This window comes from Flavobacterium sp. YO12 (assembly GCF_004119495.1).
GTDB lineage: Bacteria > Bacteroidota > Bacteroidia > Flavobacteriales > Flavobacteriaceae > Flavobacterium.
In genome coordinates, this window is sequence record NZ_NRQU01000063.1 from 1 (window position 1) to 26147 (window position 26147).

Genomic DNA, 26147 nt, shown 5'->3' on the forward strand with positions numbered 1-26147 from the left:
TGTATTTATAATGTATCATTAAAAAATTAAGAAATTAAAAACAATAAAAATGCACAATTTCTAAGAGGATTTGGTCATAGAATTATCTCCAATTTTGCTGTAAAAACTTCAAATGCCAATCTTTCACAATACTAAAAAAATACACTCTAATCTTTCGATAATTTTTATTTCATATTTCAGTTATCGACAAATTAATTATAAATTCGAAATCATACATCCTTTTCAGGATGAAAACGGTCGTGTGGGACGATTAATTATTTTCAAGGAATGTCTTGCAAACAACATAGTGCCATTAATAATAGATGAACAGCTTAAACTTTTTTATTACAGAGGACTCCAGGAATGGAACAATATAAAAGAATATCTAATGGATACCTGTCTTACTGCGCAAGATAATTACAAATCAGTTCTCTATTATTTTGAAATAGAATACAAATAAAAAACAGGACAAATCAATCAATTATAAAATAAAATCTTATATTTACACCACAAAAGAAGCATAGCAACAAAACACAAGTTAAACAACTGAAAAACAAATAATTAAACAAGCAAATTGATCACTTTTTTTTCATGGCAACATCGTGGCAACAAAGGTTTTACAAAATAAAAAATGCAGTATTGGCAAGGGTTTAGACGATCAAGTTCGAATCCTGCTCTCCCCACTAAAAAAGTCCTAATGAAAATTAGGACTTTTTTTTTATACATAAACTTCAAATTTATTTAAGACTGCAAGATCTTCAAATACTAAGATTCGTAGATTTTATTCTTTTACACTGTTTTTCAATTTTCTTAAAACCAAACAAAATCTCTGTGGCAAAATCGTGATAAAAATAAACGGAAAACTACAAAAAGACCCAACGTATTTAGATTTTTCAAAACTGCAGCATAAAGCTACATATTATAAAAAAAATAGCTAGAATACTTATTATTTACTTCTTTGACAACTAATTCCCCACGATTTACCAATCCCTTTTTACTACAAACCTAACTCAACAATCATTTTGAATTGTAAAGTTATTTTAAGACTTTTACGATTATATTGCTTATAACAAATTTTATGGAAGATTATCTTATTGGCTTAGGAAAAAGAATTAAAGAAATTCGTAAAAAAAACAACCTTACTATTAATACAGTTGCCACAAATGCAGATGTAAGTAATGGCCTTATTTCACGAATTGAAAACGGAAGAACTATACCATCGCTTCCGGTTCTTTTGCACATTATACAAGCACTCGGAATTGAGGTATCGGATTTTTTTAACGGTCTTCCAAAATCTGATAAAAGCAATTTTATAATTTCTAGAAAAGAAGACAACGCTATAATTGAAAAAGAAGATGAAGCAAAAGGATTCTCCTACCTTTCTATTTTTGGAAAACAATTATCTTCAGTAGCTTTTGAAGCGGTTTTACTCGAAGTACAACCCGCTTCGCAACGCGGAAAAGTAGAAACAGATGCTTATGAATTTAAGTATATTTTAAGCGGCGAATGCTGGTATATTATTGGCGAAGAAGAAGTTTTACTTAAAGACGGAGATTCTATATTCTTCGACGGAAGGATTCCGCACGTTCCTGTAAACAAAGGAAATATACCTGCAAAAATGCTGGTACTTTATTTCTTTCTGGCTAAAAATGAATAAACCCGCCCTTTACAGACGGGTTTACTGAGTCGAAACTTCTTATTGAAATAAAATACCTTCAAGCTCAGTCACATCATTCAAAATATAATCGGGGTTAGCTATTTCTAGCTGTTCTTTATTCTGCGCTCCGCTAAGAACACCAACTGTTATTGCACATCCGGAGTTTTTTCCCTCCATAATATCAATTTCCGAATCACCTGCTTTTAAAACCTGAGCAGGATTCGTGATCCCAAACTTAGCCATTGCCATTTGAATCATATCCGGATTTGGCCTTCCGTTTACAACATCATCAGATGTAATCAAAGCATCTACCTGATCACCCACTTTCCAATTTAATTTTTCCAATAATTTATTCGCCGTTTTAGAATCATATCCTGTGTTCAGCGCAATTTTGATATCATGTTTTCTTAAAGAATCAAAAAAGGCTTCCATTCCGTTAAAAGTAGAAATCTGAGCTTCATCATAAGCCGTTTCCAAAGCAACTTTAAAATTACTATAAGCTTTATCTGCAATCGTTTTAATATCAACATTGGTAGTACAGGCAGTTAAAACATCTGTTATAGCCGTATGCTTTTCCTTACCAGCACCATAAAGCAATACTTCATCAAGTGAAACCGAAAACCCTTCCTGATTAATCACTTTTTGAACAGTTTTATATACAAGATTATTCTCATTTACGGTAGTTCCTGCCATATCAAAAACTACTAGTTTAATATCTATCATCTATTTTAAATTAAATATGTTTTTAATGTTTTCTTTAGAAAATCCTGCACTTCCTGTCATGCCTTTTCCTCCAATTCCCGTTACTATATGAATGTTATTTTCTATAGTATGTTCAAAAATATCATTCTCTTTACACTGAGAATACATACCATACCAACGGTTTTGTATTTCGTAAGTTGGCAGGTTGAATATTTTTTTAGCTTCAGCAATCATAAATTCATCTACGTCCATTCGTAAATCAAATCCAAGGTCGTCGATATTGGCTGCATCAGCATATTCATGCGAATCTCCAATAATAACCGATCCATCAGTTGCTTGTTTAAACAGAATATGAACACCCCACTCTTTCTCAAAACTACCTGATGCTTCTTTTGCTTTAATTCCGTCGAAAGAAGGACACTCATAAAAAGCTTCATAACGACGAATAGAAAGTCCGGTTAATATCGAACCGTTTAATTGATAGTCCGCTTGCGGTTTTGTCTGAAGCATTTGTAATTTGGTCACTTCAAGATCGCTTTTTGCAAATACATCAGGATACAATGTTTTGAACTCTGAACCGCAGCACAATATTACTTTTGACGTTTTATGAATTTCTCCATTAGCGGTTACAATTGCAACTTCATCTGAAAGCGAATCGCAACGCACCACTTTTGTATTTCCAAAATAAGCTAAACCTTTATTTTTTATAAGAAACTCCAATAAACGGTTTATCATTATTCTTGGCTCAACTGTAACCTCTTCAGGAAAGAAAAGCCCCGCCTTTACATATTCGTTTCGTAAGCCTGAATATTTTTCAAGACATTGTTCTTTGGTTAACAATAGCGATTCATACCCATTGTTTTTGTTTATGATGCTTAATTCCTCAATAAGCTGTACTTCCTCATCATTTGAAGCTAAATATACTGAGCCGTTTTTCCGAATCGAAATATCAAAGTGGCTTTGAATATCATTATAAATCTTAAGACTTTCTCGTCCATAATTCTGCCACTTTGTATCCATTCCAGACGGCACTACCTGACCAAAATTGCGAACTGTAGCACTTACCGGCAGTTTGTCTTTTTCTATTATGGCAACTTTTAAACCTTTTTGTAATGCGTGGTAAGCATGAAAAGTTCCTAAAACTCCGCCACCAATAACAATTAAATCGTATTTAGTATTCATTTTTAATTAATTATAAAAATTAAGAACAAAGCATTGCTGCTGATTTTTGTTTTCTTTGTAAAAAACGTCGATTGAAATACCACATTGAAAAAAGTGTAATCATTCCGATCATGATTGCTGACGTAATATTCAACGATACAAAAAACTGAGTCCAGCTTTTATTAAAACCCGTAATTTCTTTTAAGACAAGTACCATAACGCTTCCCAAATAACCAAAAGCATCGGCGATATAAAACAGAAAACCTACATTTCCTTTAAAACTTAACAAAGCCACAAGTCTCTCAAAAATTAGACAGTGAAATAAGATATATGGCAAATAAACCCCAATACCGCTAATAATCATCCAGTAAACCGGAGACATTAAATGATTATTAAACAAAACCGTTGAAATCAAAACCATCACTGAACCCAATACAGTAAGACTCATCCCGATGTTATAAGCCAGCTTATTTTTACGTATTAAAGTTCCCGCAGCAGCAATTAATAAAACGGTTATCGCAACAGGAATTTCTGTTAGTGTGATAATTTTTGGTGTACCCGAATAACCTTGATCCGCCCAAAACTCAACAATAAAATTATCTCTAAAATCTCTTACAATGGTTAACAACACATAAATAGCAACTAAACCAAAATAACCAATCCAATTTTTTCTTAAAAAATCTTTTCTTTCTTTTTTATACATTGGCTGTCTTTCGGAACGTTCTTTTATATCGCTTTCGCTTGGCGCTTTCGAATAATTAAGAACGATAACAGAAAGCAGAAAAAGCGGAAAAAAAAGCAATCCTGTCAAAAAAGGCATATTATATTCGCTTACATTAAAATCACGCATCAAAAGCAAACCGGCGGTTTTTACAAGTCCGGTCGAAAATATAAAAGTGGCGCTAAGTGCTGCTGCCAATAACTCGGTGTTTTTTCTGCCTTCAATGTAAGAGAATACAATTCCGAAAACCATTCCTAAAGGCAATCCATTAAAGAATAAAGCCAATACTTTTAACTTAGGCGGTACGATTGCAAATAATCCCAACATTGCCAAACTGAAAGTTATAAAACATACCAGCCAAATCGCTCTTTTTTCTTTCTTCATTTCAGAAATCACCTTAATACCGATGAATTTTGAAACCATATAACCCAAAACCTGACTTATCACTAAAGTTATCTTTGCATTTAGTCCAAAACCTAAGGAAAGATCTATGTATTGACCTGCTAAAAACGACTTTCGTATGGCATACATTCCTGTGTAACACAAAAAGACCGCTATAATAATTAACATCGTCGATGTTTTTTTACCATTTGTAAACTTATTTACCTTCTTAAGCATAATTAATCTGTTTTTACAAGTACAAAAGTAGCATTCAAAACAAAGACTAATATTAAGCAAAAGTAAACATATTATTAATTATTTTTTACAAATAGTAAAATTTTATCTATAAACAATAAACAACAAAAGAACAAACAAAAAGCATCAACACTAACAAAATCAAAACATTAAACATTTAAAAATCTGTTTTTCTTTTAATTAACATTTGAATCAAAGATAAATTTTCTATGAAGTGTGCTTTTAAAGTTTACAAATAAAAACACCAAACAATTAAAAAATTACAAATAGTAAAATTTTATATTTTAAAATCGAATAAAAATTTCATTATAACAAAACAACCAATCTCATAAAAAAAGGAAAAGCCGGCATAAAACCGACTCTTCCAATAAAAAAACATCAAACAAAATTTTATTCTACAGGCTCCATTTTATCCCCATTTGCCCTCTGATTCCGTAAAGCTCTACTTGTTTTGGTCGGCTGTCGTCTCCATAATAATATTCCAATTTATCATTAAGAAGATTGTTTGCTTCAGCAAAAATTGTAAAATGCTTCGTTAATTTGAATGAAAACGTAGCATCTAATGCAGAATAAGCTCCGTAATAAACATCATCTCTATCCAAACCACTTGTACCGTGCTCGGTAATATATTTTGATTTAAAGTTATACGCTGCCCTAACATTTATTCTTCCTTTTTCATAATACAATTGTGCATTTGCTAAATGATCCCCTTGTCTAGGCAAACTGGTTTTTCCTGCGCGACCTGGTATTGTCATTTGCGACTTAGTAAAAGTATAATTGGCTTGCACACCAAAACCATTTAGGAATCCTGGAAGAAAGTCAAACTTTTTGTTTCCACTAACTTCAGCACCAAAAAGCCATGCATTATCACCATTCATAGGTTGTGAGATTTCAACTCCTGTATGTCCGTTGATATCACCTTGTTTGGTATCCATAAAAATAGGATCCGTAATTGTTTTGTAAAACACTCCAGCAGAAACAACATCAAGTTTTCCAAAATAATGTTCTCCCATCAAATCAAAATTATAAGAATACGTAGGATTCACATCCGGATTACCTCCGTCATATTCATTATCAGCAGCCAAATAAGTACCTCCCGGCGCCAGATAACCAAAATCAGGTCTTGTAAAAGTTCTCGTTGCTGCCAGTCTTAGGTTTGTATTTTCCTCAGGAGAATATTTTAAGTGAAGCATTGGCAAAAGCGATAGATAGTTTTTTGTTTTTGTAACTTTAGAAAGTAACCCATCCGGATTTTCAGGCGTTACATCATATTGATAACCGCTTACTTTTGTATTGGTGTTAGTTGCTCTCAAACCTCCTAAAAAAGTCAGTTTACTATTTATTTTATACGTCGCCATTCCATATACAGAAGTATGCGTTTCATCAACATTGAAGTTACGCCCTAATCCGCCGCCGTTGGCAAGAATTTCAGAATCGCTTTCAGACAATTTCAAATTACCGTTATTAAAATTATCATTGTAAAACTGATTCATACCCGTTGGAGAAAGTACTGGCCCAAAACTATTTCCGATATTAGTATCAAGCTCTTTCAGGTATTCTGTCCCTTTTGGCTGCATAATATTATACTGTCCATAACTTGCCAAAGTTGGCGCCGCTGCCGCTCCGCTCCAATTGTAAAACTCATCTGCAAAAGTGGCAATTCTGTCTTTATCTCTAAATTTAGCACCAAATTTTAAGTTAAGATTTTCATTCGCATCAAATTCATAATTCGCCGATGCCACAATATTATCTCTTTCTTTTACAGCTACTTTATAAAGTTCCAACGTACTAAATTTCATCAAATTAGGACTGTCCTGAAAATTAGGATTTGACAAATAACCAAACATATTATCTGTATTCATATATCCTCCATCAGAATCCCAATACGCTCTAGGACCGTTCCCTCTATCTTGAAGATAAGCAGGATTTAAACCTACTCCGTCTTGCTTAAAAAATACAGAATAATAACTGTTGTTTTGAGCGTCGGGTACATTTCCGTAATAAAACTCCGTGCTGTAATGTGCTGCACTCCAATCAAAAACTCCTTTGTTTCCGATATGTTTTCCTCCAACTTCACCACCATAGAAATCAAAGTTCAATTCATTGTAGATATTCTGAAGCTCCACTCTTCCTGCATTTGTTGTCGCATTGAATTTATCAAAACGGATACGACGTTTAAAGTGCGTTTCTTCATCAAGAAGTTTTCCGTAATTCAGTTTTACGAAAAACTTATTTCGCTCATTTGGATTAAATTCAAATCCGCCATTAAAACCTGTTGTATGTCTTTCACCTGTATAATCTCTTAATTCTAAGCGGTAAACACCTTCGTCTCCAGATCTTCTTGCTTCAAAATTATCAGAAGCCCAGTTTCTGTTCCATTGCGAAAAATTCAGTATATAACCAAACTTTCCATTTTTAGATTTGTCTCCAACCAAAACAGAACCACTATAAATTCCTTTATCCGATTTTGCATTGTATCCCATACCAACACTAGCATCTACAGTAAATTTAGAAGGCGCTGTTTTTGTTATAAAATTCACACTTCCGCCTAATGCATCAGCATCTATGTCTGGTGTTAAAGCCTTAGAAACCTCAACATAACCAATCATTTCCGTCGGAAAAAAATCAAATGCCGTAGCTCTGCTTGCCCCTTCATCGGCTGCAGTTGGAATTCGGTTTCCATTCATTGTAGTAGAACTCCATTCAGCAGGTAATCCGCGCACGGCTACATAACGACCTTCTCCCTGATCACGCTCAATAGATACACCCGGAACACGTTGTACTGCTTCGGCTGCATTACGATCCGGAAGTTTTCCGATTCCATCCGCAGCTATAACATTTACCAAATTGATCGCATTTTTTTGAATATTTAATGCCTTGGCTTCACTTAGTCTTTTTGAATTATCTTTCACCACTACCTCATCCAAATTATTTGAGGAAGTTTTCAATAAAATATTTGGAACAACCATTACTTTTCCAGCGCCGATTGTAATTTTCTGGTTGATTTTTTCGTAACCTAAATAAGTAACCACGATTTCATAATCTCCGGCTTCAATTCCGGTAATATTATAACTTCCTTCAAAATCTGTTGAAGCATTTTTTTGAGTCCCATTCAACTGTACTATCGCGCCCGGAAGCGGAAAAGCACCATCAAACACTTTACCTTTTATAGCTCCTTTTTGTCCTGCTGCTGTCAGCGAAACCAATAAAAAAACTACATAAATCAAAAACCTATTTTTTTCCATTTCAGTTAAATTATTAATATTAGTAAATATTTCGTTGCAAAAATGGATATAAATTTACTTATAGTAAATTTTTAGATTTTAAGAAATTCTTAACAGAGGATTATTGTTATGTAATTTTAATGTTAACAACGTCAGTTTATTGAAGATAAAATCAACAACAAACACAAAGTATAACCATTCAAAAAAATATTTACAAATAGTAATAATTACTATTTCATGAAGCAATACAAGAAGCTACAGAAAGATAGACAGCTAACAAAACAAAGACTCAAAGAATTCAAATTCACAAACTTTATTATAATCTTTTCAGTTTAAAACTTACAGTTTTCTTCTCCTGAATACAATAAATTATAACAAACAAAGAAATTAGCAACATCCAACACAAACAACTAAATAATACTATTTACGTTATTTTTCCACTCTAAAAAAGAAACCAACAACACAATTATAGACACAAACAACTAACTCACAACACTTTGTTAGTTAAAAAAAGTAAAAACCTGAATTTTCTTTTTCTTTCTTTTATTTTGTTTTGTTTTTCTTTTATTTTGTTTTACATTTGCTTTATATTTGTTTTGCATCTACTTTAATTTGTTTTGCAATTGTTTATATTTGTTATTCACATATTAAAAACAAATAACATGTTAGCAAATCAAAGAAGAGAAAAAATACTAGACCTGTTAAAAGAAGATGGTTTTGCAAAAGTGAACGATTTAGCTCGCTTATTCAAAGTCACAGAAGTAACAGTACGTCAAGATCTTGAAAAATTAGAAAGCGAAGGATTGATTCTTAAAGAACATGGTGGAGCAAGCATTAAAAATGTAGAAGATCAGGTTAGAAGTTTTTCACTGCAACGTCAGGAAAATTTGGAACAGAAGTCGGCTATTGCGCAGAAATGTCTGGAATTCATAGAAAATGGTGATACTATCATTCTAGATTCAGGTTCAACAACAACAGAGATCGCAAAAAAACTAAAAGGTCACAAACGATTAACTGTAATTACAAATGCATTAAACATCGCTTTATTATTAGGTGCTGACCCGGATATCGAAGTGATTATGACGGGAGGCGAATTCAAACCGCCTACATTATCACTTACAGGACAAAAAGCAGCAGACTTTTTTAAAGGATTACATGTTCAGAAGTTATTTTTAGCCACGGCAGGAATTTCATTAAAAGCAGGACTTACCTATCCAAGTATTAGTGACCTGGTTGTAAAAAAAGCAATGATTGAGGCTGCAGAAGTAACATATCTAGTCGCTGATAGTACAAAAGTGGGGAAAAGCGCATTAGCCAGTTTGGGAGCATTATCCTTAATTGACTACATAATAACTGATGATAACATCGAGGAAAAACACAAACAAGTATTTAGAGACAATGAAATTGAAGTAATAATAGCATAAAAAAACAAACCCAAAGAATGACAACATCAACATTAGGAGTAATTATTGGAAATAGAGATTTTTTTCCAGACAGTTTAGTAGAAAAGGCCAGATTTGAAATTATTGAAATTTTAGCAAAATTAAATATCAAACCTATTTTACTAGACAGTACCGACACCAAATTAGGCGGAGTAGAAACGTATAAGGAAGCGCAAAAATGTGCCGAATTATTCAAAAGACACCAAGACGAAATTATGGGTGTGCTTGTTTTACTACCAAATTTTGGGGATGAAAAAGGTATTGCCGATACTTTAAAATTAGCCAATCTTAATGTTCCTGTTCTTATTCAGGCGTACCCGGATGAATTGACGAAAATGAATGTGGTAAACAGACGTGATTCCTGGTGCGGTAAAATCTCAGTTTGCAACAATTTATATCAATATGGAATAAAATACTCTTTGACAAGTCAGCATGTAATGAGTCCTTCTGACCCTGTTTTCCAGAAAGACTTACTAGATTTTACTGCTGTCTGCAGAGTGGTAAAAGGAATGCGAAATGTAAGAATCGGCGCTATCGGAGCAAGACCGGGAGCCTTTAATACCGTTCGTTATTCTGAAAAAATATTACAAAGAAACGGCATTACCGTAACCACAGTAGATTTATCTGAAATTCTAGGAAAAGCAAATAAACTAACAGCTGAGGATGCATCGGTAAAAAAACATTTAGAATCGATTAATGCTTATGTCGCTCAAGGCAAAACTCCAAACGAGGCTATGCTTCAAATTGCCAAATTAGATGTGGTATTAAAAGATTTCATGGAAGAATATGCTCTGGATGCAACTGCCATCCAATGCTGGACTTCATTGCAACAAAACTATGGCTGCAATGTATGTACAAGTATGAGTATCATGAGTGAAAACATGCTTCCGAGTGCTTGTGAGGTGGATGTTACAGGAACTTTGAGTATGTATGCCATGCAATTAGCATCAGGATCACCAAGTGCATTGGTAGACTGGAATAATAACTACGCTGATGATCCTGAAAAATGTGTTTTATTTCACTGTGGAAACTGGGCCAAATCATTCTTGCCAGACATTCAGTTAAGCACCGCTCCTATTCTTGGAACTACTGTTGGAGTCGAAAACACTTATGGCGCTTTAGACGGAAGAACACCTGCAATGCCTCTAACTTATGGAAGAATTAGTACTGACGATCCAAAAGGTATTATTAAAGTATACATTGGTGAAGGCGAACTTACAGACGATGCACTAAACACTTTTGGAAACAGAGCTGTTGCTCAAATACCTGACCTGCAAGGACTAATGCAATACATTTGTAAAAACGGATTTGAACATCATGTCGTAATGAATGCTTCAAAAACAGCTGCCATCTTAGAAGAAGCTTTAGGCAATTACATGGGTTGGGAAATTTACAGACACTAAATGGAATTCATCACATGGATTTGCAAAGTTTTACAAACGATAAATTAATATAAGATGCACATTGACGAATTAAAAAGAAAATCAATTGAGGGTAGAAAAAAAATACTCAAATACATCTATAATGCCAAAGCTGGTCATACGGGAGGAAGTTTGTCTATTTTAGACATACTCAATGTTTTATACAATAATGTAATGAACGTTTCTCCTGAGAATTTTAATTCTAGGACCAGAGATATATTTATTCAAAGTAAAGGGCACTGTGTTGAAGCTTTATATGTAGTACTTGCAGACAAAGGTTTTTTTCCTGAAGAAGATTTATTGACACTTTGCCAATACAAATCTCCTTATATAGGACATCCTACCAAAGCTATTCCTGGCATCGAACAAAATACAGGAGGATTAGGTCATGGTTTACCTATTTGTGCAGGAGCTGCTTTAGCTGCAAAAAGAGACCATTCAGATGTAAAGGTTTTCACTATTTTAGGTGACGGTGAAATGGCAGAAGGCTCTAACTGGGAAGCCATGATGTTTGCTGCTCACTATAAATTAGATAATCTCTGTGCTATTTTAGATTACAATAAACTGCAAATTACTGCCCCAAACGCCGATGTTATGGGACTCGAGCCTATAGATCAAAAAATGGAAGCTTTTGGCTGGGCTGTAACCCACGTAGATGGACATAATTTAGAAGAACTTTCAAAAGTACTCAATAATTTACCATTGAAAAACGGCAAACCAAGCTTTATCATAGCGCATACAATCAAAGGAAAAGGAATTAGCTATATGGAAAACGTATTGAAATGGCACCATGGAGTTCCTTCAAAAGAGCAATACGATTTGGCTGTAGAAGAGTTAGACAAACAATTACAAGAACTTGAAACTGTTTTAAAATAATGGTAGAAATAAAAACAAGTGATGCCGCTAACCTCGAAGTCTTTTCTGAAGTTCTTCAATCGTTAGCAGCAACTGACAGAGATATTATGGTTGTTACGAGTGATTCTCGTGGCTCAGGAAAATTAGTGCCGTTTGGACAAAAATTTCCTGAACAAATTGTGGAAGTCGGGATTGCCGAACAAAATCTTGTAGGCGTGGCTACAGGTTTAGCCAGCATGGGCAAAAAAGCTTTTGCCGTTTCTCCTGCTTGTTTTCTTACGGCTCGTGCATTGGAACAAATTAAAAACGATGTTGCATATTCTGATAATGCCGTGAAATTAATCGGTATTAGTGCCGGCGTAAGTTATGGCGCTTTAGGAACTACACATCATAGTTTACATGATTTTGCAGCACTCAGAGCCATCAATAACCTTACTATTGTGGCACCTGCAGACAATTTTGAAACCGCTGAAGCCATCAAACAAGCAGCCGAAATGCAGAGTCCTATTTACCTGCGTTTTGGTAAAAAAACAATGCCTGCTAATCTTAACTCGAATGTAACCGATTTCAAAATTGGAAAAGGACGTATCATTCAGGAAGGAAAGGATCTCACTTTTATTGCTACCGGCGAAGCTGTGCTTCCTTGTCTTGAAGCTGCTAAACTATTGAAAAAAGACCATAATATTTCCAGCAAAATAATCAGTTTACATACTATTAAACCATTAGATACTGAATTATTATTGAGTACTGCCTCAAACAATAAACCCATTATTACTGTGGAGGAACATTCTATTAATGGAGGCTTAGGAGAAGCAGTTGCTTCTTTATTATTTCAAAATGGCTGCGTAAACAAATTCAAAATTATAGGATTGCCGGATGATCACACCGTTTCCGGTTCTCAAATAGAAATTTTCAACCATTATGGTATATCAGCAGATGGGTTAAAAAACACCGCTTTAAACCTACTAAAACCATGAAGACAAAACACTTTACCTTAGTGCTGCTAACCTTGGTTTTAATCTTTGGATGTACTTCCAAGGAGAAGGCTGAAAAGCCAAAAATTGCAGTTGTGGTTTCAACATTAAATAATCCGTGGTTTGTAATGCTGGCAGAATCCGCAGCTGAAAATGCCCGAAAACTAGGTTATGAAGCGAAGATATTTGATTCGCAAAATAATCCTGCCATCGAATCGGATAATTTTGAAAACCTCATTTCTTCTGGTTATGATGCCATTCTTCTAAATCCAACAGACTCTGACGGTTCAATTTCCAGTATCTTAAAAGCAAAAACTGCAGGAATTCCTGTTTTTTGTATGGATAGAGAAGTAAACGTGGATGATGCGGCAACAAGTCAAATTCTTTCAGACAACTACTCAGGTTGTGTTTCTATCGGAATTGAATTTGTAAAAGAATTAAAGGAAAAAGGAAATTATGTAGAGATCATTGGGCTTGTAGGTGACAATAATACATGGGCAAGGTCAAAAGGATTCCATTCAGTTGTGGATAAGTTTCCAAATCTAAAAATGGTCGCACAACAAAGCGGTAATTTCGACCGAACTAAAGCTATGGAGGTTTTAGAAACCATTATGCAGGCAAATCCTGATATTGATGCTGTTTTTTGCGGCAATGATGCCATGGCAATGGGTGCTTTTCAAGCCTTGCAAGCAGCAGGAAAGGAATATAAAGTCAAAATTTTTGGATTTGATGGCGCTGGAGATGTAATTGAAAAAATCAGAGAAAAGAAAATTGTAGCCACCGGTATGCAATTTCCCAAAGTAATGGCTCAAACAGCTGCCCAATATGCAGATGAATATTTTAAAGGGAGAAGAGTTTTCCCTCAAAGAGTTCCTGTAGAAGTCGAATTAATAAACGCAGCAAACATAAAAGACTATTAAAGATGAAAAAAAAGTATGTTTATATTTTAGCCTTCCTTATAATAGCCATTTTAGGATATAATTCGGTTTATTTTAAAAAACTGAGCGATGTTAAAAAAGCACAAAAAGAATCTTTTGACTTTAAAGCTTATGCCGATTCCATTTACTATAAAGGCATTTTGAAAAGTAAAAAAACTATCGATTTAACTACGTTAATCGCTTCGGTAAAATCAGATCAGCAAGCTGCTTTTAAAAATTATGGAAACCGTCTTGGAATAGGAAATTCAGCTTATTTTATGATTAAAAGCACTGGCAAAATTCTCGATATAAAAGATGGTATTTACACCATTGCTGACGAAAAAAATGGTATCATTTTTATTGATACCAAATACATTTTCGGAAATGCTTTAAGAGATGCTTCCGGCTTAGTTAAACTAACTGATTTTAAAACCAATGCTCAATTTAACAAAGTTTCAGAAAGCTTAAATGATATTGTTCGCAATGAGGTTGTGCCAAAAGAAATTAAAAAGGTAAAAATTGGTGATAGCATTTCATTCTCGGGAGCCATTAAATTGAGTAAAAAACAAACTCTGTTTACTGACCTTTTAATTATTCCATCACAAATTAAACTTCAGTAAATTGTTAGAAGCAATAAACATATCGAAAGAATTCCCAGGCGTAAAAGCACTTAATCAGGTAAATTTCAAATTTCATCCTGGAAAAGTCAATGCCATATTGGGAGAAAATGGCGCAGGAAAATCAACCTTGTTAAAAATTCTGACAGGTGTTTACACCCAATACGACGGCGAAATTCAGTTAAATGGACAAACAGTTTCATTTTCGAATATAAAAGAAGCACAAAATGCAGGCATAGCTATTATTCATCAGGAATTAAATTTGATTCCTGAACTGAGCGTAACAGAGAATCTATTTCTGGGAAGAGAAATCTTAACCCCTCTGGGGCTTTTAGATTCCTCAAAAATGGAAGCGGAAGCCAAACGCATTTTCGAAAAAATTCAATTGAATGTTTCTCCCAAAACATTGGTTCAACAACTTAAAGTAGGAGAACAACAACTAATCGAAATTGCAAAAGCACTGCTTTGTAATGCTGATGTTATTTTGATGGACGAACCAACTTCTGCTTTAAGCGATAAAGAAATAGACAACCTGCATCGTATTATTTATGAGTTAAAAAAAGAAGGCAAAACTATTGTCTACATTTCTCATAAAATGGATGAATTGTTTAAAATTGCCGAAAACTATACTGTTTTAAGAGACGGAAACAGCATAGATGAAGGAGAAATGAAAAATGCTACCGAGCAGGATTTAATTCGGAAAATGGTAGGTCGTGACGTGCTTATTGAGAGAAAAAATACCCAAAATGAATTTCAAAATACCATTTTAAAAGTTGATAATCTCAACCTTATTAATCCCAACAATAAGAAAAGAAAACTCCTTCATGATATTTCTTTCGAATTGAAAAAAGGTGAAATCCTGGGCATATTCGGTTTGATGGGAGCCGGCAGAACTGAACTTTTGGAAACCCTATTTGGTATGCATCCCGCAAATAGTCATTATAATTTAGAAATTGACAAAAAAAATACCTTTCACAAAAAACCAAAAGATGCCATTGAAAATGGATTAGCCTTTGTGACCGAAGATCGTAAAACTGAAGGGTTAATTTTAGGAATGGATATCTCATCCAATATAAGCCTGACCAGCTTACCTACCTTCGGAATTTTGAACCCTTCGAAAGACAAGCAATCCTCAAAGGATTATATCGAAAAATTGCGTATCAAAACACCATCTGAAATGCAGCTCTGCCAGAATTTAAGTGGTGGAAATCAACAAAAAGTAGTTCTGGCAAAATGGCTCGCGACCAATCCTCAAATTTTAATGATGGATGAGCCAACACGCGGAATAGATATAAATGCCAAAAATGAAATTTATAATCTAATAAAAGAACTCGCAACTAACCAAATGAGTATCATTTTAGTTTCTTCCGAAATTCCCGAAATACTAGCCCTTTCGGATCGAATTTTAGTAATGGCTGAAGGGAAAATTAAAGCCTCCTTTCTGGCCAATGAAGCTAATGAAGATAAATTATTAAAATCAGCTTTACCAGAATAACCACAACTATGACTATCTCTCTAAACCACCCTATTATTAAGAAATCGCAATCCCTGATTGCATTGTTTTTGCTGTGTCTTTTTATCAGCTTATTGTCTGATAAGTTTATGACCAGCGCTAATCTTTGGAATGTACTAAGACAAATCTCTGTCAATGTTTGTATTTCTGTCGGAATGACCTTAGTGGTTTTGATGGCTGGAATAGATCTTTCAGTAGGTTCTGTATTAGGTTTCACCGCAGCAGTATGCGCCGGATTATTAAAAAACGGAATCCCTTTTGAGTCTATGGATTTATTTGTGGGGTTTTCCGTCTTAGGAGCAATTTTAGTATCGATTCTTATCGGAATGGCTTTAGGGCTTTTTAACGGCTGGGTCATTACTAAATTCTCCATTCCTCCTTTTGTAGCAACATTGGCCATGCTTACTATTGCCCGTGGGTTTACGATGCTTTACACTGAAGGAATTCCTATTTCTAATTTAGGTTCTGAATTTGAATTTATAGGTTCGGGCTGGATTCTGGGAATTCCGGTACCGGTATGGATTTCACTGACAATGGTTCTCATTGTTATTTTTTTAACTAAGAAAACAACCTTCGGAAGATATATTTATGCTATTGGTGGAAATGAAAAAGCGGCTTTTTTATCCGGAATTAACATTAATAGAATCAAACTAGCCGTTTATGGAATCGCAGGAATGATGGCTGCTGTCGGTGGTATTTTAGTTACTTCAAGACTAAATTCTGCACAACCTAATGCTGGTATGAGTTACGAATTAGATTCAATCGCCGCAGTAGTTATTGGAGGAACTTCACTTTCAGGAGGTATTGGTACCGTAGCAGGGACTGTAATTGGCGCAGTAATTATTGGGGTTTTAAATAATGGATTGGTTTTATTGGATGTATCACCTTTTTGGCAGCAGGTCGTAAAAGGATTTGTTATTTTATTAGCGGTAATCATTGATAAAATGAATCAAAAAAACAGATAATACCTCATAATAACTCTTGTTATTCCTGTTAACTTTCAAGATGGCATTTGTCATAAATAAATTCTTAATTTAAAAAACATGAACAAGCTGATTTTCACGATTTTATTTTGCTCCTTTTCTACTGTAATTCTAGCACAACAGCCAGTAACTGTTAAGCCCAGAATTATAGTAAGTACTGATATTGGAGGTACAGACCCAGATGATAACCAATCGATGATTCATCTCTTAATGTATAATGAAAAATTTGATATTGAGGGACTTATTTCTTCACCTTCATATGGCGAGGGCAGTAAAGAAGAAATTATTAGAACCATTGATCTATATGAAAAAGATCTTCCAAAACTACAAAAACACATTCAAGGATTAGCAAGTCCACAATATTTGCGTTCAGTAACTAAACAAGGAAAACGTGGTCGTTTTCCTTTTAAAGGCTTTGCAACTTCAACAGAAGGATCGGACTGGATTATCAAGTGTGCTTTAAAAAAAGATAAAAGACCTCTTTGGATTCTGATTTGGGGTGGTCTTGAAGATTTGGCACAGGCATTACATGATAAACCCGAAATCCAGAAAAATATAAAAGTCTTTTGGATAGGTGGCCCTAATAAAAAATGGAGTGCAGATAGTTATGCTTACATAGCAGCTAATTTCCCAAATCTTTGGTTTATAGAATCTAATTCATCATACTATGGATTTTTCTCAGATAATGTCGCCGAGAATTTAAACGAAAAAAATTACTATAAGAACTATATTAACGAGGCGGGGTTTTTAGGTAAAGATTATAAAAATAACCGTTATGAAGGCAGGCTTAAAATGGGTGACACGCCATCATTACTTTATATGATGGATGGAAATCCAAATAATCCAATGAAAGAAAGCTGGGGCGGCAGTTATGTAAGGATAGCGCATAGCCCTAGAATTGTATTTGATAGAAATACGACAGTGAAAGATACTGTACCCGTATTTTCTATAATGGAATTTCATTTTAAAGGACCTATTGTTAATATCCCAAAAGATTCAGCTTGCATCACAATGACTGTACAGGCAGAAATTGGCGAACAAAAATGGGAAGGATATTATATAGGTAATGGGAATTATGTAGTTAGATATTGCCCAAAACGCACTGAAAAATTAAGCTATAAAGTTACTTCGGACATTCCTGGATTTGAAACCCAGAGCGGCACTTTTTTAGTAAGCAATCTTTGGCCAGGCAAACCTAATGCAACAGACTATAATTTAGGTAAAAATTGGTTCACGGATCGAACAAATCCTGAACTTTATGATGATATTTGGCAAGGCGGTAAAACGGTTTTAAAATGGAGAACCGATGTGCTTTTAGATTGGGCTAAACGTTGGGATTGGCTTAGATAATACCTTTATTTCACTCCAAAAAGCCTTATCACTCTCAAATTGTCAAAAATCAATTTTTACTGCAAAAGATAATGAAAAAATATATTCTAGCTATTGACCAAGGTACGAGTAGTACCAAAACCATACTTTTTGACCAATTAGGACTAGCTGTTTCTAAAGGCAGTGTAGACTTAAAAACAACTTATTTTGACAATGGTTTTGTAGAACAAAATCCAGAAGATATTTACCAAAATGTACTTGATTCTGTTCGCCTTTGCTTGAATAATTTCACTAATCAGGGACTTCAGTTAACAGATATAACATCTTGTGGCATTAGCAATCAAAGAGAAACATTTGTTCTTTGGGATAAAAACGGAAAAGCGCTGGCACCAGCAGTAGTTTGGGCCTGTAAGCGTTCTATTGATATTTGTACTGATTTAATTGAAAAGGGACAAAATGATATAATCAAACAAAAAACAGGTTTATTATTAGACCCTTATTTTTCTGGCACTAAATTGCTTTGGCTGTTACAAAATGATGCTGTATTAAAAGAAAAAGTAACACAAGGTGAAGTGTATTTTGGAACAGTAGATTGCTGGCTTTTGTATAAATTGAGCAATGGAACTCATTTCAAAACCGATTATACAAATGCTTCCAGAACATTGCTTTTCAATATTCATACCCTAAAATGGGATGTTGAAATTCTTGAAAAATGGGGATTAAGCCACTTAAACCTGCCTCAGGTCTGCCCTTCATCACATGATTTTGGGGAAATGGATTTACATCAGATTTTCGACAATACCCCCCCTATTTCTATTCCGATTACAGCTTTAATCGGCGATTCTCATGCTGCTGCTTTCGGAGAAGGCTGTTTCGAAAAAGGTACTGCAAAAGTCACAATGGGAACAGGAAGTTCTATTATGATGAATATTGGCAGCGAAGCCGTTTTATCAAATTTTGGAATGCTCACAACCATTTGCTGGAGTACCGAAGACCGAATAGATTATGCGCTTGAAGGCGCTATTGTTTCCTGTGGCTCCACTATAGAATGGTTAAAAAATGAATTACAATTATTTTCAAATCCTGCTGAAACAGCCTCTATGGCAATGGAAATCTATGACAATTCTGGTGTGTATTTAATTCCTGCTTTTAGTGGATTAGGTGCGCCTCACTGGCAAATGAACCGAAAAGCATCCATTGAAGGAATGACTTTTGGAACGACTAAAAATCATATCGTTAGGGCGGCTTTGGAAAGCATTCCTTATCAAATCAAAGATGTAATTGAAGCCATGACAAAAGACATGAAAGCGCCATTAAAATCTATTTCTGTAAATGGAGGTATGACTCAAAATAAATTTGTGGTTCATTTTTTAGCAGATCTACTAGGAATTCCACTAAATAAGCAACAAAACTCCGATATTTCTGCTTTAGGAGCTGCCTATTTATCTGGTTTGAAAAGCGGTATTTATAAAAACATTGAACAACTCGCTGCTCTTGTTAAAAATCAAACAGAACAGGTTTTAAGTGATTCGAATAATGAACTGCCTGCAAATGGATATTTGGGCTGGAAGGAAAAAATAAAAAAGGAAATAGTTTAAAATTAAAATCTGCTATAAGCTAAAAAAGCTTCAGTAATATCTGAAGCTTTTTAATTTATCATTAAATCAATTATTAAAGACCTAAATTAGGCAGCACAAAAGATTCAGTATTTGGGTGTAATCTTATCCATAACCCTGGATTTGCATTTAATTGTTGTAATAATTGATCTGTATCTGAACTCAACTGTGTATTAATTACGTTTGCGTAAGTTTGAACTTTAGCAGGGGCAGAATCAGCATCTACTACAGACTGAACGACCTTCTTGGCTTGTAATATGGCTGCTGGACCTAAAGTGAGAATATATTTTGCAGATCGACATTCTTTTTCATCATTTTCATTTATAAGGCTTCCACCTGCTTTAAACTTACTAATGTGATGCTCCAAAATGCTATTAGATATTGGAATTATCCCTGCAATGTGCTCACTTTTTGCTCCAGAAAAAGGTTTAATGTAAGCCAAATGTGATGCATGGTTTTCTTCAGGACCATGACCTATAAAAAATATATCCAAACCTCCTAATTCTTCCAATTTAGTCAAATACTGTACAAGTGCGGACTCTAAATCTTCTGTATCTGTTCGAATTGGTGTAAAACTTTTGATCTTTTTAAAAAAGGCATCACCTAAAATACGCTCAAAATCTCTAACAAAACTTAAACCATTATTCATACTCAATGAAGCAAGCGCATCCTGAGTAAACACATTCAGTCTTGCAAGTAAAAGGTCTTGCTCTGTCGATTTGGCTAAGTTTCCAAGCAAACGGTGCAACTCCTGAGCCCCTCTACCACCAAGAAGAGCAATATTGATATCCCCCTCTTTTGAGGCTGCAGTATCGTAAAGTTCCTTTAACATTGCCTGACCTACCTCTGCTTCACTTCCAAGAACAGTAGGAACTATGCCATAATCATTAAAATTAAATTCCTCGCCGCTCTTTTGAGACAACCACACATTATTATTCTCTTCGTATCTTGTAAATTGTGAATTTGATATATTCATTATGATTATTTATTTTATTTTAATTAGTTAGCATTATCTCGTATCCTTTATAAGAACTTTTTTATCTGAGCAGTTTATCTAAAATCAGGTTATTTTTAAAATTTTAAAATTAAAAAACATTCCATCTAAACAAAATGAGTCCTTTATATAGGACTCATTTCTATCAAACTAATTATAACCCTAATGCAACTTTTTAAACTCATGGCCTACCGGTGTCTTGAAATAGTCCACAATTTTATCAAACGAGAACTAATCTTAAACGCTCATTTTATTTATAAGCCTCATTTTGAGTAATAACACCTGGATTTTGATTAATTACTAAAAACGGAATAGGCAATAATAATTTTGCTTCGGTAAGCGTGATATTTTTACTGCTGCCTTTAATTACCGGAATAGCTCTTCCTGTTCTTATTAAATCAAACCAACGATGGAATTCGCATGCAAATTCTACCTGAGCTTCATGTTCTAAAGCAAGAGCTACCGTATTGTACTTAGTCGGATAACCTGCCGTTCCATAAGCTGGCAGCCCAACACGGGTACGAACTTCGTTCATGTATTTTGGATCTGCAGTTGCTTCTGTTAACATTAGAAGAACATCCGCATAACGAAGAATGATAAAGTTATTATCCGAAGCTTCTCTTAAACCATTAACAGGAGCTTTTGCATCTTTCCACTTAATTGAAAATTTCACATTAACAGTTGAACCGTTAGGTGTTTTATATCCATTTTGAATAGAAATATCTCTCCTTGGATCATTTGTTTCATAGGCATTCCATAAATCATTGGTTATTTGATTAAATCCTCCTCCCCAAGCGGTAATCACACGATTGTCAACCGGTGTAAACATGGCCCAATATGAACTGTACGGATTAGCTACGCCACCTTTATATTGAATCTCAAAAATAGACGATGCACCATTTTTCTTGGTTAAATCCCATAAATCGGCGTAAGGCACCAAACTAAATTTACCATACACTTTCAATAAAGTTTCTGCTGCTTTTGCTTTATTTCCAGTAGTTAGGTAAACCTTACCTAACAAAGTATTTGCAGCTTCCTGACTAGCAGCTCCTACAAAACGCTGACTTGTTTTTACAGGTAATTTAGCCGCTGCAAAATCAAGATCTTTAATAATTTGATCATAAATTTGATCCTTTGGCGTGCGCGCTTGTGCATAAGCTTGATCAATACTAATTGGGGTTGTAACCAATGGCACATCGCCCCAAGCACGAACCATGTCAAAGTAATATAAGGAACGTAAAAACTTTGCTTCTCCAATTAAGGCATCTCGATTGGCAAAATCAAGTTTTTCGGCGCTGGTAATAATATTATTTACAATATAGATTGATTTATAATAGTTGTTCCAGAAATTAAACACTAACTCATTATCGATTGTCATTGTGTGCAATTCGAAACTTTCATAGTCTTGTATTCTTCCAGCAGCATTATCACTATACGCGTTATCAGACATTAACTCACCATAGAATGATGGCAGACTTTCTGGACCATTCAGTAGATACAGCGAATTATAAGCAGACCATAACGCTGTTTCAATATCTTTCTGAGATTTATAGAAATTCTCTTCGTTAGCATTTGAAACAGGGGTTTTATCTAAAAAATCTGAACTGCATCCTATTACGAATAAGCTGCAAAAAAGCATTGATATTATTTTTTTCATTTTTCTTACGTTTTAAATGATTTTTATCGATTTTTAAAAACTAACATTTAGTCCCATAGTAGCAGTAAAAGGATTTGGATACGCTCCATAATCGAAACCAACCATTGCACCAGATTGATAAGTACTGCCCTCTGGATCATATCCTAAATAATCCGAAAACACATGAACGTTTTCCATATTTATATATAATTTTATATTACTTATCTTTAGTTTTTGAACTAAATCTTTTGGCAAATTATAGCCTAAACGTATATTTTGGATACGAACAAATGATCCGTCTTCAACCCAATAACTTGAACCAAAATCCTGAACAGTGTTTGGCGACATACGAGGTTTCGGAATCATTCCGTTTCCTGGATCAGCATCAGATTTCCAGTAATTGTTTACAACAGAATACATGTTACGGTTACCTCCACCTACACCTGATTTCAAATATCTAGCAGTATGATTAAGGATTTCTCCTCCCTGTGAACCGCGAAGCAAAACAGAAAGCTCAAATCCTGCGTAAGAAAAATTATTAGTCATACCCCATTGAAAATTAGGCTGATAGTTACCCAAATAAGTTCGGTCATCAGAATTGATTTTACCATCGTTGTTAACATCTCTTACTCTTGGATCACCCGCTTCACTGCCCGGCCATACAGGATATGCTTTGCTGTTCAACTCTGCTTGTGACATAATTACACCGTCAATAATATAACCATAGTACATCCCTACCGGCTGTCCAACTGCTGTACGTGACGTCATACTGCTCACATTAATATCTATTGGAGCATCATTTGCACCTAGTTTTAACACTTTATTTCGATTGGCAAAAATGTTAAAATCAGTACTCCATTTGAATTTTCTATCAAAATTAATAGTGCTTAGACTTACCTCAAATCCTCTATTTTCCAGCTCTCCGATATTCGTCAAAGTAGAAGAAAACCCAGAAATAATTGGAATAGGCACATTAAGTAATAAATCCTTAGTTTTTGAGTAATAAATATCACCCGTAAATTTCACACGTCCGTTAAAAACACTGAAATCAACCCCAAAGTTGGTCTGACCCGTTTTTTCCCATTTCAAATTTTTATCAGCAAAATTTGAGGTATAAATACCTTGGTTTACCGTACCAGAACTTACATATGGGCTATAACCTAATAATCCTATTGATCCATAATTTGGAATCGAATTGTTACCCGTTTCTCCATAACTTAATCTAACTTTCAAATTAGTTAACCAAGAAGATTCTTTTAGAAAAGATTCTTCAGATATACGCCATGCCAGCGATCCTGATGGGAAATACCCCCACTTGTTATTGGCTCCAAAACGAGAAGAGCCATCAGCACGAATTGCAGCAGTTGCCAAATATTTACCTTTATAAGAATAATTGGCACGAGCTAAATAAGAAAGTAATGACCATTCTTCTACAAAAGTGTTACCGGCATTCACTACACCAGCATTCAAAGTATGCACTAAATCATTTGGAAAACTACCGGCTGTCATACTGCTTAAATCGGTACGCTGTTCCTGAGCAGAAAACCCTGCCAATACATTCAGATTGTGATTTTCATTAAATTTCTTATTGTAATTCAGTGTACTTTCTGAAATCCAATTATTAGATTGCAGCGTTTTGAAATCAGCCTGCGCTGGTACCCATCCTGAATATCCCCAGTTTTGACCTGCATTCCAATAGAAATTATGAACTGTATTCTCAATATTAGAACTCACAGAAGTTTTAAAAGTCAAATCTTTAATAATATCCCATTCAAGGAAAGAAGTAAGTATGGATACATTCGTTCTTTTTTTGGCAATTGCCTCTCTTGTTAAGGAATAAGGATGCCAAAGCTGGAAACCATATTTAGAAAATGTGTTCCAAATTGAGGCAGGATCCTTAAAACCAAGGCTTCCTGTTTCAACATAAAGAGGAAAAAATGGATCACTTTGCAGAGCAAGCCCCACTACATCACTTTTTCCACCTGTACCGTATGGTGCTTCGTTTACCTGGCTAAGTCCAATGTTTATTCCCATACGAAGTTTATCATTAAACTTATGCTTAAGGTTTGATCTAACATTAATTCTTTGATAAGTGTTACTGTCCACAACACCTTCTGAACTTATATATCCTAATGATGTCATAAATTGAGTCTTCTCGGTTCCACCAGAAGCCGACAACTGAAAATTCATGTTAGTGGCAGTTCTCAATGCAACATCCTGCCAGTCAGTTCCATTTCCGATACGAGCAATCCAAGCTGGATCAGAGAATTCTACAGGAACAGTTACGCCAATTCCTCTTGTAGCTGATGGATTCGCAGCAACGGTTGTCGCCCATGTATTGTTTCTAGCTGCTGTATTGTAGGCAATAAATTCTTGTGCATTCATCATGTCAACTTTACGGTTGACTTTAGAAACACCACTCTCAAAAATTGCGTCAATTTTGGTTTTACCAGCTTTTCCTTGCTTGGTCGTAATGATAACAACACCATTTGCTCCTCTGGAACCATAAATAGCTGCAGACGATGCGTCTTTCAAAATATCAATTGACTCAATATCGTTAGGGTTAATAGAATTCAATGGATTTCTATTAAAACTCAAATTACTTCCTCCGCTGATTCCTGAATCCGTAGAAGTGGTTGTATTATCTTCCAGCGGAATACCATCTATAACATAAAGAGGAGTTGTTCCTGCATTTATGGAAGAAGCTCCACGTATTTTTACGGTAGGAGCAAGACCCGGAGCACCTTGAGACTGTATAATTTGAACACCAGATGCTTGTCCTCCAAGTGATTGAAGTGCATTAACATTTGACCTTCCTTCCAATTTATCTGCACCAACAGAAACTACCGCTCCTGTTAAGTCTTTTTTCTTGACAGAACCATACCCCACAACGACTACTTCATCTAGTTTGTTAGAGTCTTCTTCTAATTTAATCGAAATATTAGTTTGGCCATTTAACAAAACTTCTTTTGTTTTAAAACCTACATAAGTAACAACTAATACTGCTTTATCACTTTTTACCTTTAATGAAAATTTACCATCAAAATCACTTTGAACTCCATTTGTGGTTCCTTTTTCAACAATATTTACTCCTGGCACAGGTAATCCGAGACCATCGGTAATTTTTCCACTTATTTCTTTTTGTTGCTGTCCATAAATTGGCATACATAATAATAGTCCGAGAAAAAATATATAATATTTTAGTTTCATTATTTTATTGGTTATTTGGTTGTTATAAAATTTTGTATTTTCACATTTAGTGAAATTGAATTGCTTTTTTAATTTTTCAATAGTTTATTTTTAGATTAATAATTTTACATTATACAGCATAATACGGCAACAATTTCCTGAGCTTTTAAAACATTTTAGTCCGTTTCGATGCAAATTTTCGTTTCCAAATAACGACTGTATAGAAGTCGTTTTCTTTCAATTTTGATTTAGCCAGATTTTTTTTTACTTCAACATATCGGTTAGCTCCGTATTTTAAAATTATATTCCAAAAGAAATCGGAGTAAAAAATCAGGACAGTTTTAGACTATTTACAATTTTAAATAGCCTCTACTTTTATCTTTTTTCCATGTATATATTTTTTTGGTTAGTTAAAAAACTTCTTACTATTCAGCATTTATGATTTTAAATAATAATTAAAAAAAATCAATAATAAAATATAAATAACTATAAAAAAAATGACAAAACGAAAAAAATAGAAAGAAAAAAAATTAAAAGAATAAAAAAAAGAATAAAAATAGAAGATATTGATTTTAAAATAG

Annotated in this window: 18 protein-coding genes; 11 read left to right on the forward strand and 7 right to left on the reverse strand. The window is 34.4% G+C overall.

The window, feature by feature from the left end; genetic code table 11:
- Positions 1 to 1057: 1057 nt before the first annotated feature.
- Positions 1058 to 1636, forward strand: a complete 579-nt coding sequence (locus BOW55_RS17055) for a helix-turn-helix domain-containing protein (protein WP_129025233.1) — start codon at positions 1058 to 1060, stop codon at positions 1634 to 1636.
- Positions 1637 to 1675: 39 nt separating this feature from the next.
- On the opposite strand, the gene BOW55_RS17060 is transcribed toward BOW55_RS17055, so the two are convergent.
- The 4 genes from BOW55_RS17060 to BOW55_RS17075 form a co-directional block, all read right to left on the reverse strand.
- A complete protein-coding gene (locus BOW55_RS17060) occupies positions 1676 to 2359 on the reverse strand; it encodes a phosphonatase-like hydrolase (RefSeq protein ID WP_129025235.1) in 684 nt (227 codons plus the stop codon).
- A complete protein-coding gene (locus tag BOW55_RS17065; protein ID WP_129025237.1) occupies positions 2360 to 3520 on the reverse strand; it encodes a TIGR03364 family FAD-dependent oxidoreductase in 1161 nt (386 codons plus the stop codon).
- A gap of 19 nt (positions 3521 to 3539) precedes the next feature.
- Positions 3540 to 4838 (reverse strand): DUF5690 family protein, encoded by a 1299-nt coding sequence (locus BOW55_RS17070; RefSeq protein WP_206733616.1) that lies wholly within the window; start codon positions 4836 to 4838, stop codon positions 3540 to 3542.
- Positions 4839 to 5251: 413 nt separating this feature from the next.
- The gene (locus BOW55_RS17075) at positions 5252 to 8101 is read right to left on the reverse strand and encodes a TonB-dependent receptor (RefSeq protein WP_129025239.1); all 2850 of its coding nucleotides are present in this window, start codon (positions 8099 to 8101) and stop codon (positions 5252 to 5254) included.
- 641 nt (positions 8102 to 8742) lie between these two features.
- Between BOW55_RS17075 and BOW55_RS17080 the strand changes: the two genes are divergently transcribed.
- The 10 genes from BOW55_RS17080 to BOW55_RS17125 all read left to right on the forward strand — a co-directional run bounded on the left by BOW55_RS17080 (position 8743) and on the right by BOW55_RS17125 (position 19729).
- Complete coding sequence (locus BOW55_RS17080) at positions 8743 to 9504, forward strand: DeoR/GlpR family DNA-binding transcription regulator (RefSeq protein ID WP_089056068.1); 762 nt, start codon at positions 8743 to 8745, stop codon at positions 9502 to 9504.
- Between the two features lie 17 nt (positions 9505 to 9521).
- Positions 9522 to 10925: an L-fucose/L-arabinose isomerase family protein gene (locus tag BOW55_RS17085; protein WP_129025241.1), complete on the forward strand. Its 1404-nt coding sequence runs from the start codon at positions 9522 to 9524 to the stop codon at positions 10923 to 10925.
- 54 nt (positions 10926 to 10979) lie between these two features.
- A complete protein-coding gene (locus BOW55_RS17090; RefSeq protein WP_129025243.1) occupies positions 10980 to 11819 on the forward strand; it encodes a transketolase in 840 nt (279 codons plus the stop codon).
- On the forward strand, positions 11819 to 12775 hold the full coding sequence (locus BOW55_RS17095; protein ID WP_129025245.1) for a transketolase family protein: 957 nt from the start codon (positions 11819 to 11821) through the stop codon (positions 12773 to 12775). The genes BOW55_RS17090 and BOW55_RS17095 overlap by 1 nt, the downstream gene beginning before the upstream one ends.
- Positions 12772 to 13692 carry a D-ribose ABC transporter substrate-binding protein gene (locus tag BOW55_RS17100; protein ID WP_129025247.1) on the forward strand — a complete coding sequence of 307 codons (921 nt, stop codon included), beginning with the start codon at positions 12772 to 12774 and terminating at the stop codon, positions 13690 to 13692. Before BOW55_RS17095 ends, BOW55_RS17100 begins: the two co-directional genes overlap by 4 nt.
- A 2-nt stretch (positions 13693 to 13694) precedes the next feature.
- Positions 13695 to 14309 carry a DUF2291 domain-containing protein gene (locus tag BOW55_RS17105; RefSeq protein WP_089059378.1) on the forward strand — a complete coding sequence of 205 codons (615 nt, stop codon included), beginning with the start codon at positions 13695 to 13697 and terminating at the stop codon, positions 14307 to 14309.
- Between the two features lies 1 nt (position 14310).
- Entirely contained in the window at positions 14311 to 15801 is a 1491-nt protein-coding gene (locus BOW55_RS17110; RefSeq protein WP_129025249.1) for a sugar ABC transporter ATP-binding protein, read from the forward strand.
- An 8-nt stretch (positions 15802 to 15809) separates the two neighbouring features.
- Positions 15810 to 16784, forward strand: coding sequence for an ABC transporter permease (locus BOW55_RS17115; RefSeq protein WP_089056075.1), 975 nt, complete (start codon positions 15810 to 15812; stop codon positions 16782 to 16784).
- Between the two features lie 78 nt (positions 16785 to 16862).
- Positions 16863 to 18152 carry a nucleoside hydrolase-like domain-containing protein gene (locus tag BOW55_RS17120; RefSeq protein WP_129025251.1) on the forward strand — a complete coding sequence of 430 codons (1290 nt, stop codon included), beginning with the start codon at positions 16863 to 16865 and terminating at the stop codon, positions 18150 to 18152.
- A gap of 71 nt (positions 18153 to 18223) precedes the next feature.
- Positions 18224 to 19729, forward strand: coding sequence for a glycerol kinase GlpK (locus BOW55_RS17125; protein ID WP_129025253.1), 1506 nt, complete (start codon positions 18224 to 18226; stop codon positions 19727 to 19729).
- 73 nt (positions 19730 to 19802) lie between these two features.
- On the opposite strand, the gene BOW55_RS17130 is transcribed toward BOW55_RS17125, so the two are convergent.
- The 3 genes from BOW55_RS17130 to BOW55_RS17140 all read right to left on the reverse strand — a co-directional run bounded on the left by BOW55_RS17130 (position 19803) and on the right by BOW55_RS17140 (position 25587).
- A complete protein-coding gene (locus tag BOW55_RS17130) occupies positions 19803 to 20723 on the reverse strand; it encodes a hypothetical protein (protein ID WP_129025255.1) in 921 nt (306 codons plus the stop codon).
- 268 nt (positions 20724 to 20991) lie between these two features.
- Entirely contained in the window at positions 20992 to 22398 is a 1407-nt protein-coding gene (locus tag BOW55_RS17135; RefSeq protein ID WP_129025258.1) for a RagB/SusD family nutrient uptake outer membrane protein, read from the reverse strand.
- Positions 22399 to 22431: 33 nt separating this feature from the next.
- Entirely contained in the window at positions 22432 to 25587 is a 3156-nt protein-coding gene (locus BOW55_RS17140) for a TonB-dependent receptor (RefSeq protein WP_129025260.1), read from the reverse strand.
- Positions 25588 to 26147 lie beyond the last annotated feature (560 nt).

Coding starts and splice junctions, on each gene's coding strand:
- BOW55_RS17055 (WP_129025233.1), top strand. CDS start 1,058: ATGGAAGATTATCTTATTGGCTTAGGAAAAAGAATTAAAGAAATTCGT.
- BOW55_RS17060 (WP_129025235.1), bottom strand. CDS start 2,359: ATGATAGATATTAAACTAGTAGTTTTTGATATGGCAGGAACTACCGTA.
- BOW55_RS17065 (WP_129025237.1), bottom strand. CDS start 3,520: ATGAATACTAAATACGATTTAATTGTTATTGGTGGCGGAGTTTTAGGA.
- BOW55_RS17070 (WP_206733616.1), bottom strand. CDS start 4,838: ATGCTTAAGAAGGTAAATAAGTTTACAAATGGTAAAAAAACATCGACG.
- BOW55_RS17075 (WP_129025239.1), bottom strand. CDS start 8,101: ATGGAAAAAAATAGGTTTTTGATTTATGTAGTTTTTTTATTGGTTTCG.
- BOW55_RS17080 (WP_089056068.1), top strand. CDS start 8,743: ATGTTAGCAAATCAAAGAAGAGAAAAAATACTAGACCTGTTAAAAGAA.
- BOW55_RS17085 (WP_129025241.1), top strand. CDS start 9,522: ATGACAACATCAACATTAGGAGTAATTATTGGAAATAGAGATTTTTTT.
- BOW55_RS17090 (WP_129025243.1), top strand. CDS start 10,980: ATGCACATTGACGAATTAAAAAGAAAATCAATTGAGGGTAGAAAAAAA.
- BOW55_RS17095 (WP_129025245.1), top strand. CDS start 11,819: ATGGTAGAAATAAAAACAAGTGATGCCGCTAACCTCGAAGTCTTTTCT.
- BOW55_RS17100 (WP_129025247.1), top strand. CDS start 12,772: ATGAAGACAAAACACTTTACCTTAGTGCTGCTAACCTTGGTTTTAATC.
- BOW55_RS17105 (WP_089059378.1), top strand. CDS start 13,695: ATGAAAAAAAAGTATGTTTATATTTTAGCCTTCCTTATAATAGCCATT.
- BOW55_RS17115 (WP_089056075.1), top strand. CDS start 15,810: ATGACTATCTCTCTAAACCACCCTATTATTAAGAAATCGCAATCCCTG.
- BOW55_RS17120 (WP_129025251.1), top strand. CDS start 16,863: ATGAACAAGCTGATTTTCACGATTTTATTTTGCTCCTTTTCTACTGTA.
- BOW55_RS17125 (WP_129025253.1), top strand. CDS start 18,224: ATGAAAAAATATATTCTAGCTATTGACCAAGGTACGAGTAGTACCAAA.
- BOW55_RS17130 (WP_129025255.1), bottom strand. CDS start 20,723: ATGAATATATCAAATTCACAATTTACAAGATACGAAGAGAATAATAAT.
- BOW55_RS17135 (WP_129025258.1), bottom strand. CDS start 22,398: ATGAAAAAAATAATATCAATGCTTTTTTGCAGCTTATTCGTAATAGGA.
- BOW55_RS17140 (WP_129025260.1), bottom strand. CDS start 25,587: ATGAAACTAAAATATTATATATTTTTTCTCGGACTATTATTATGTATG.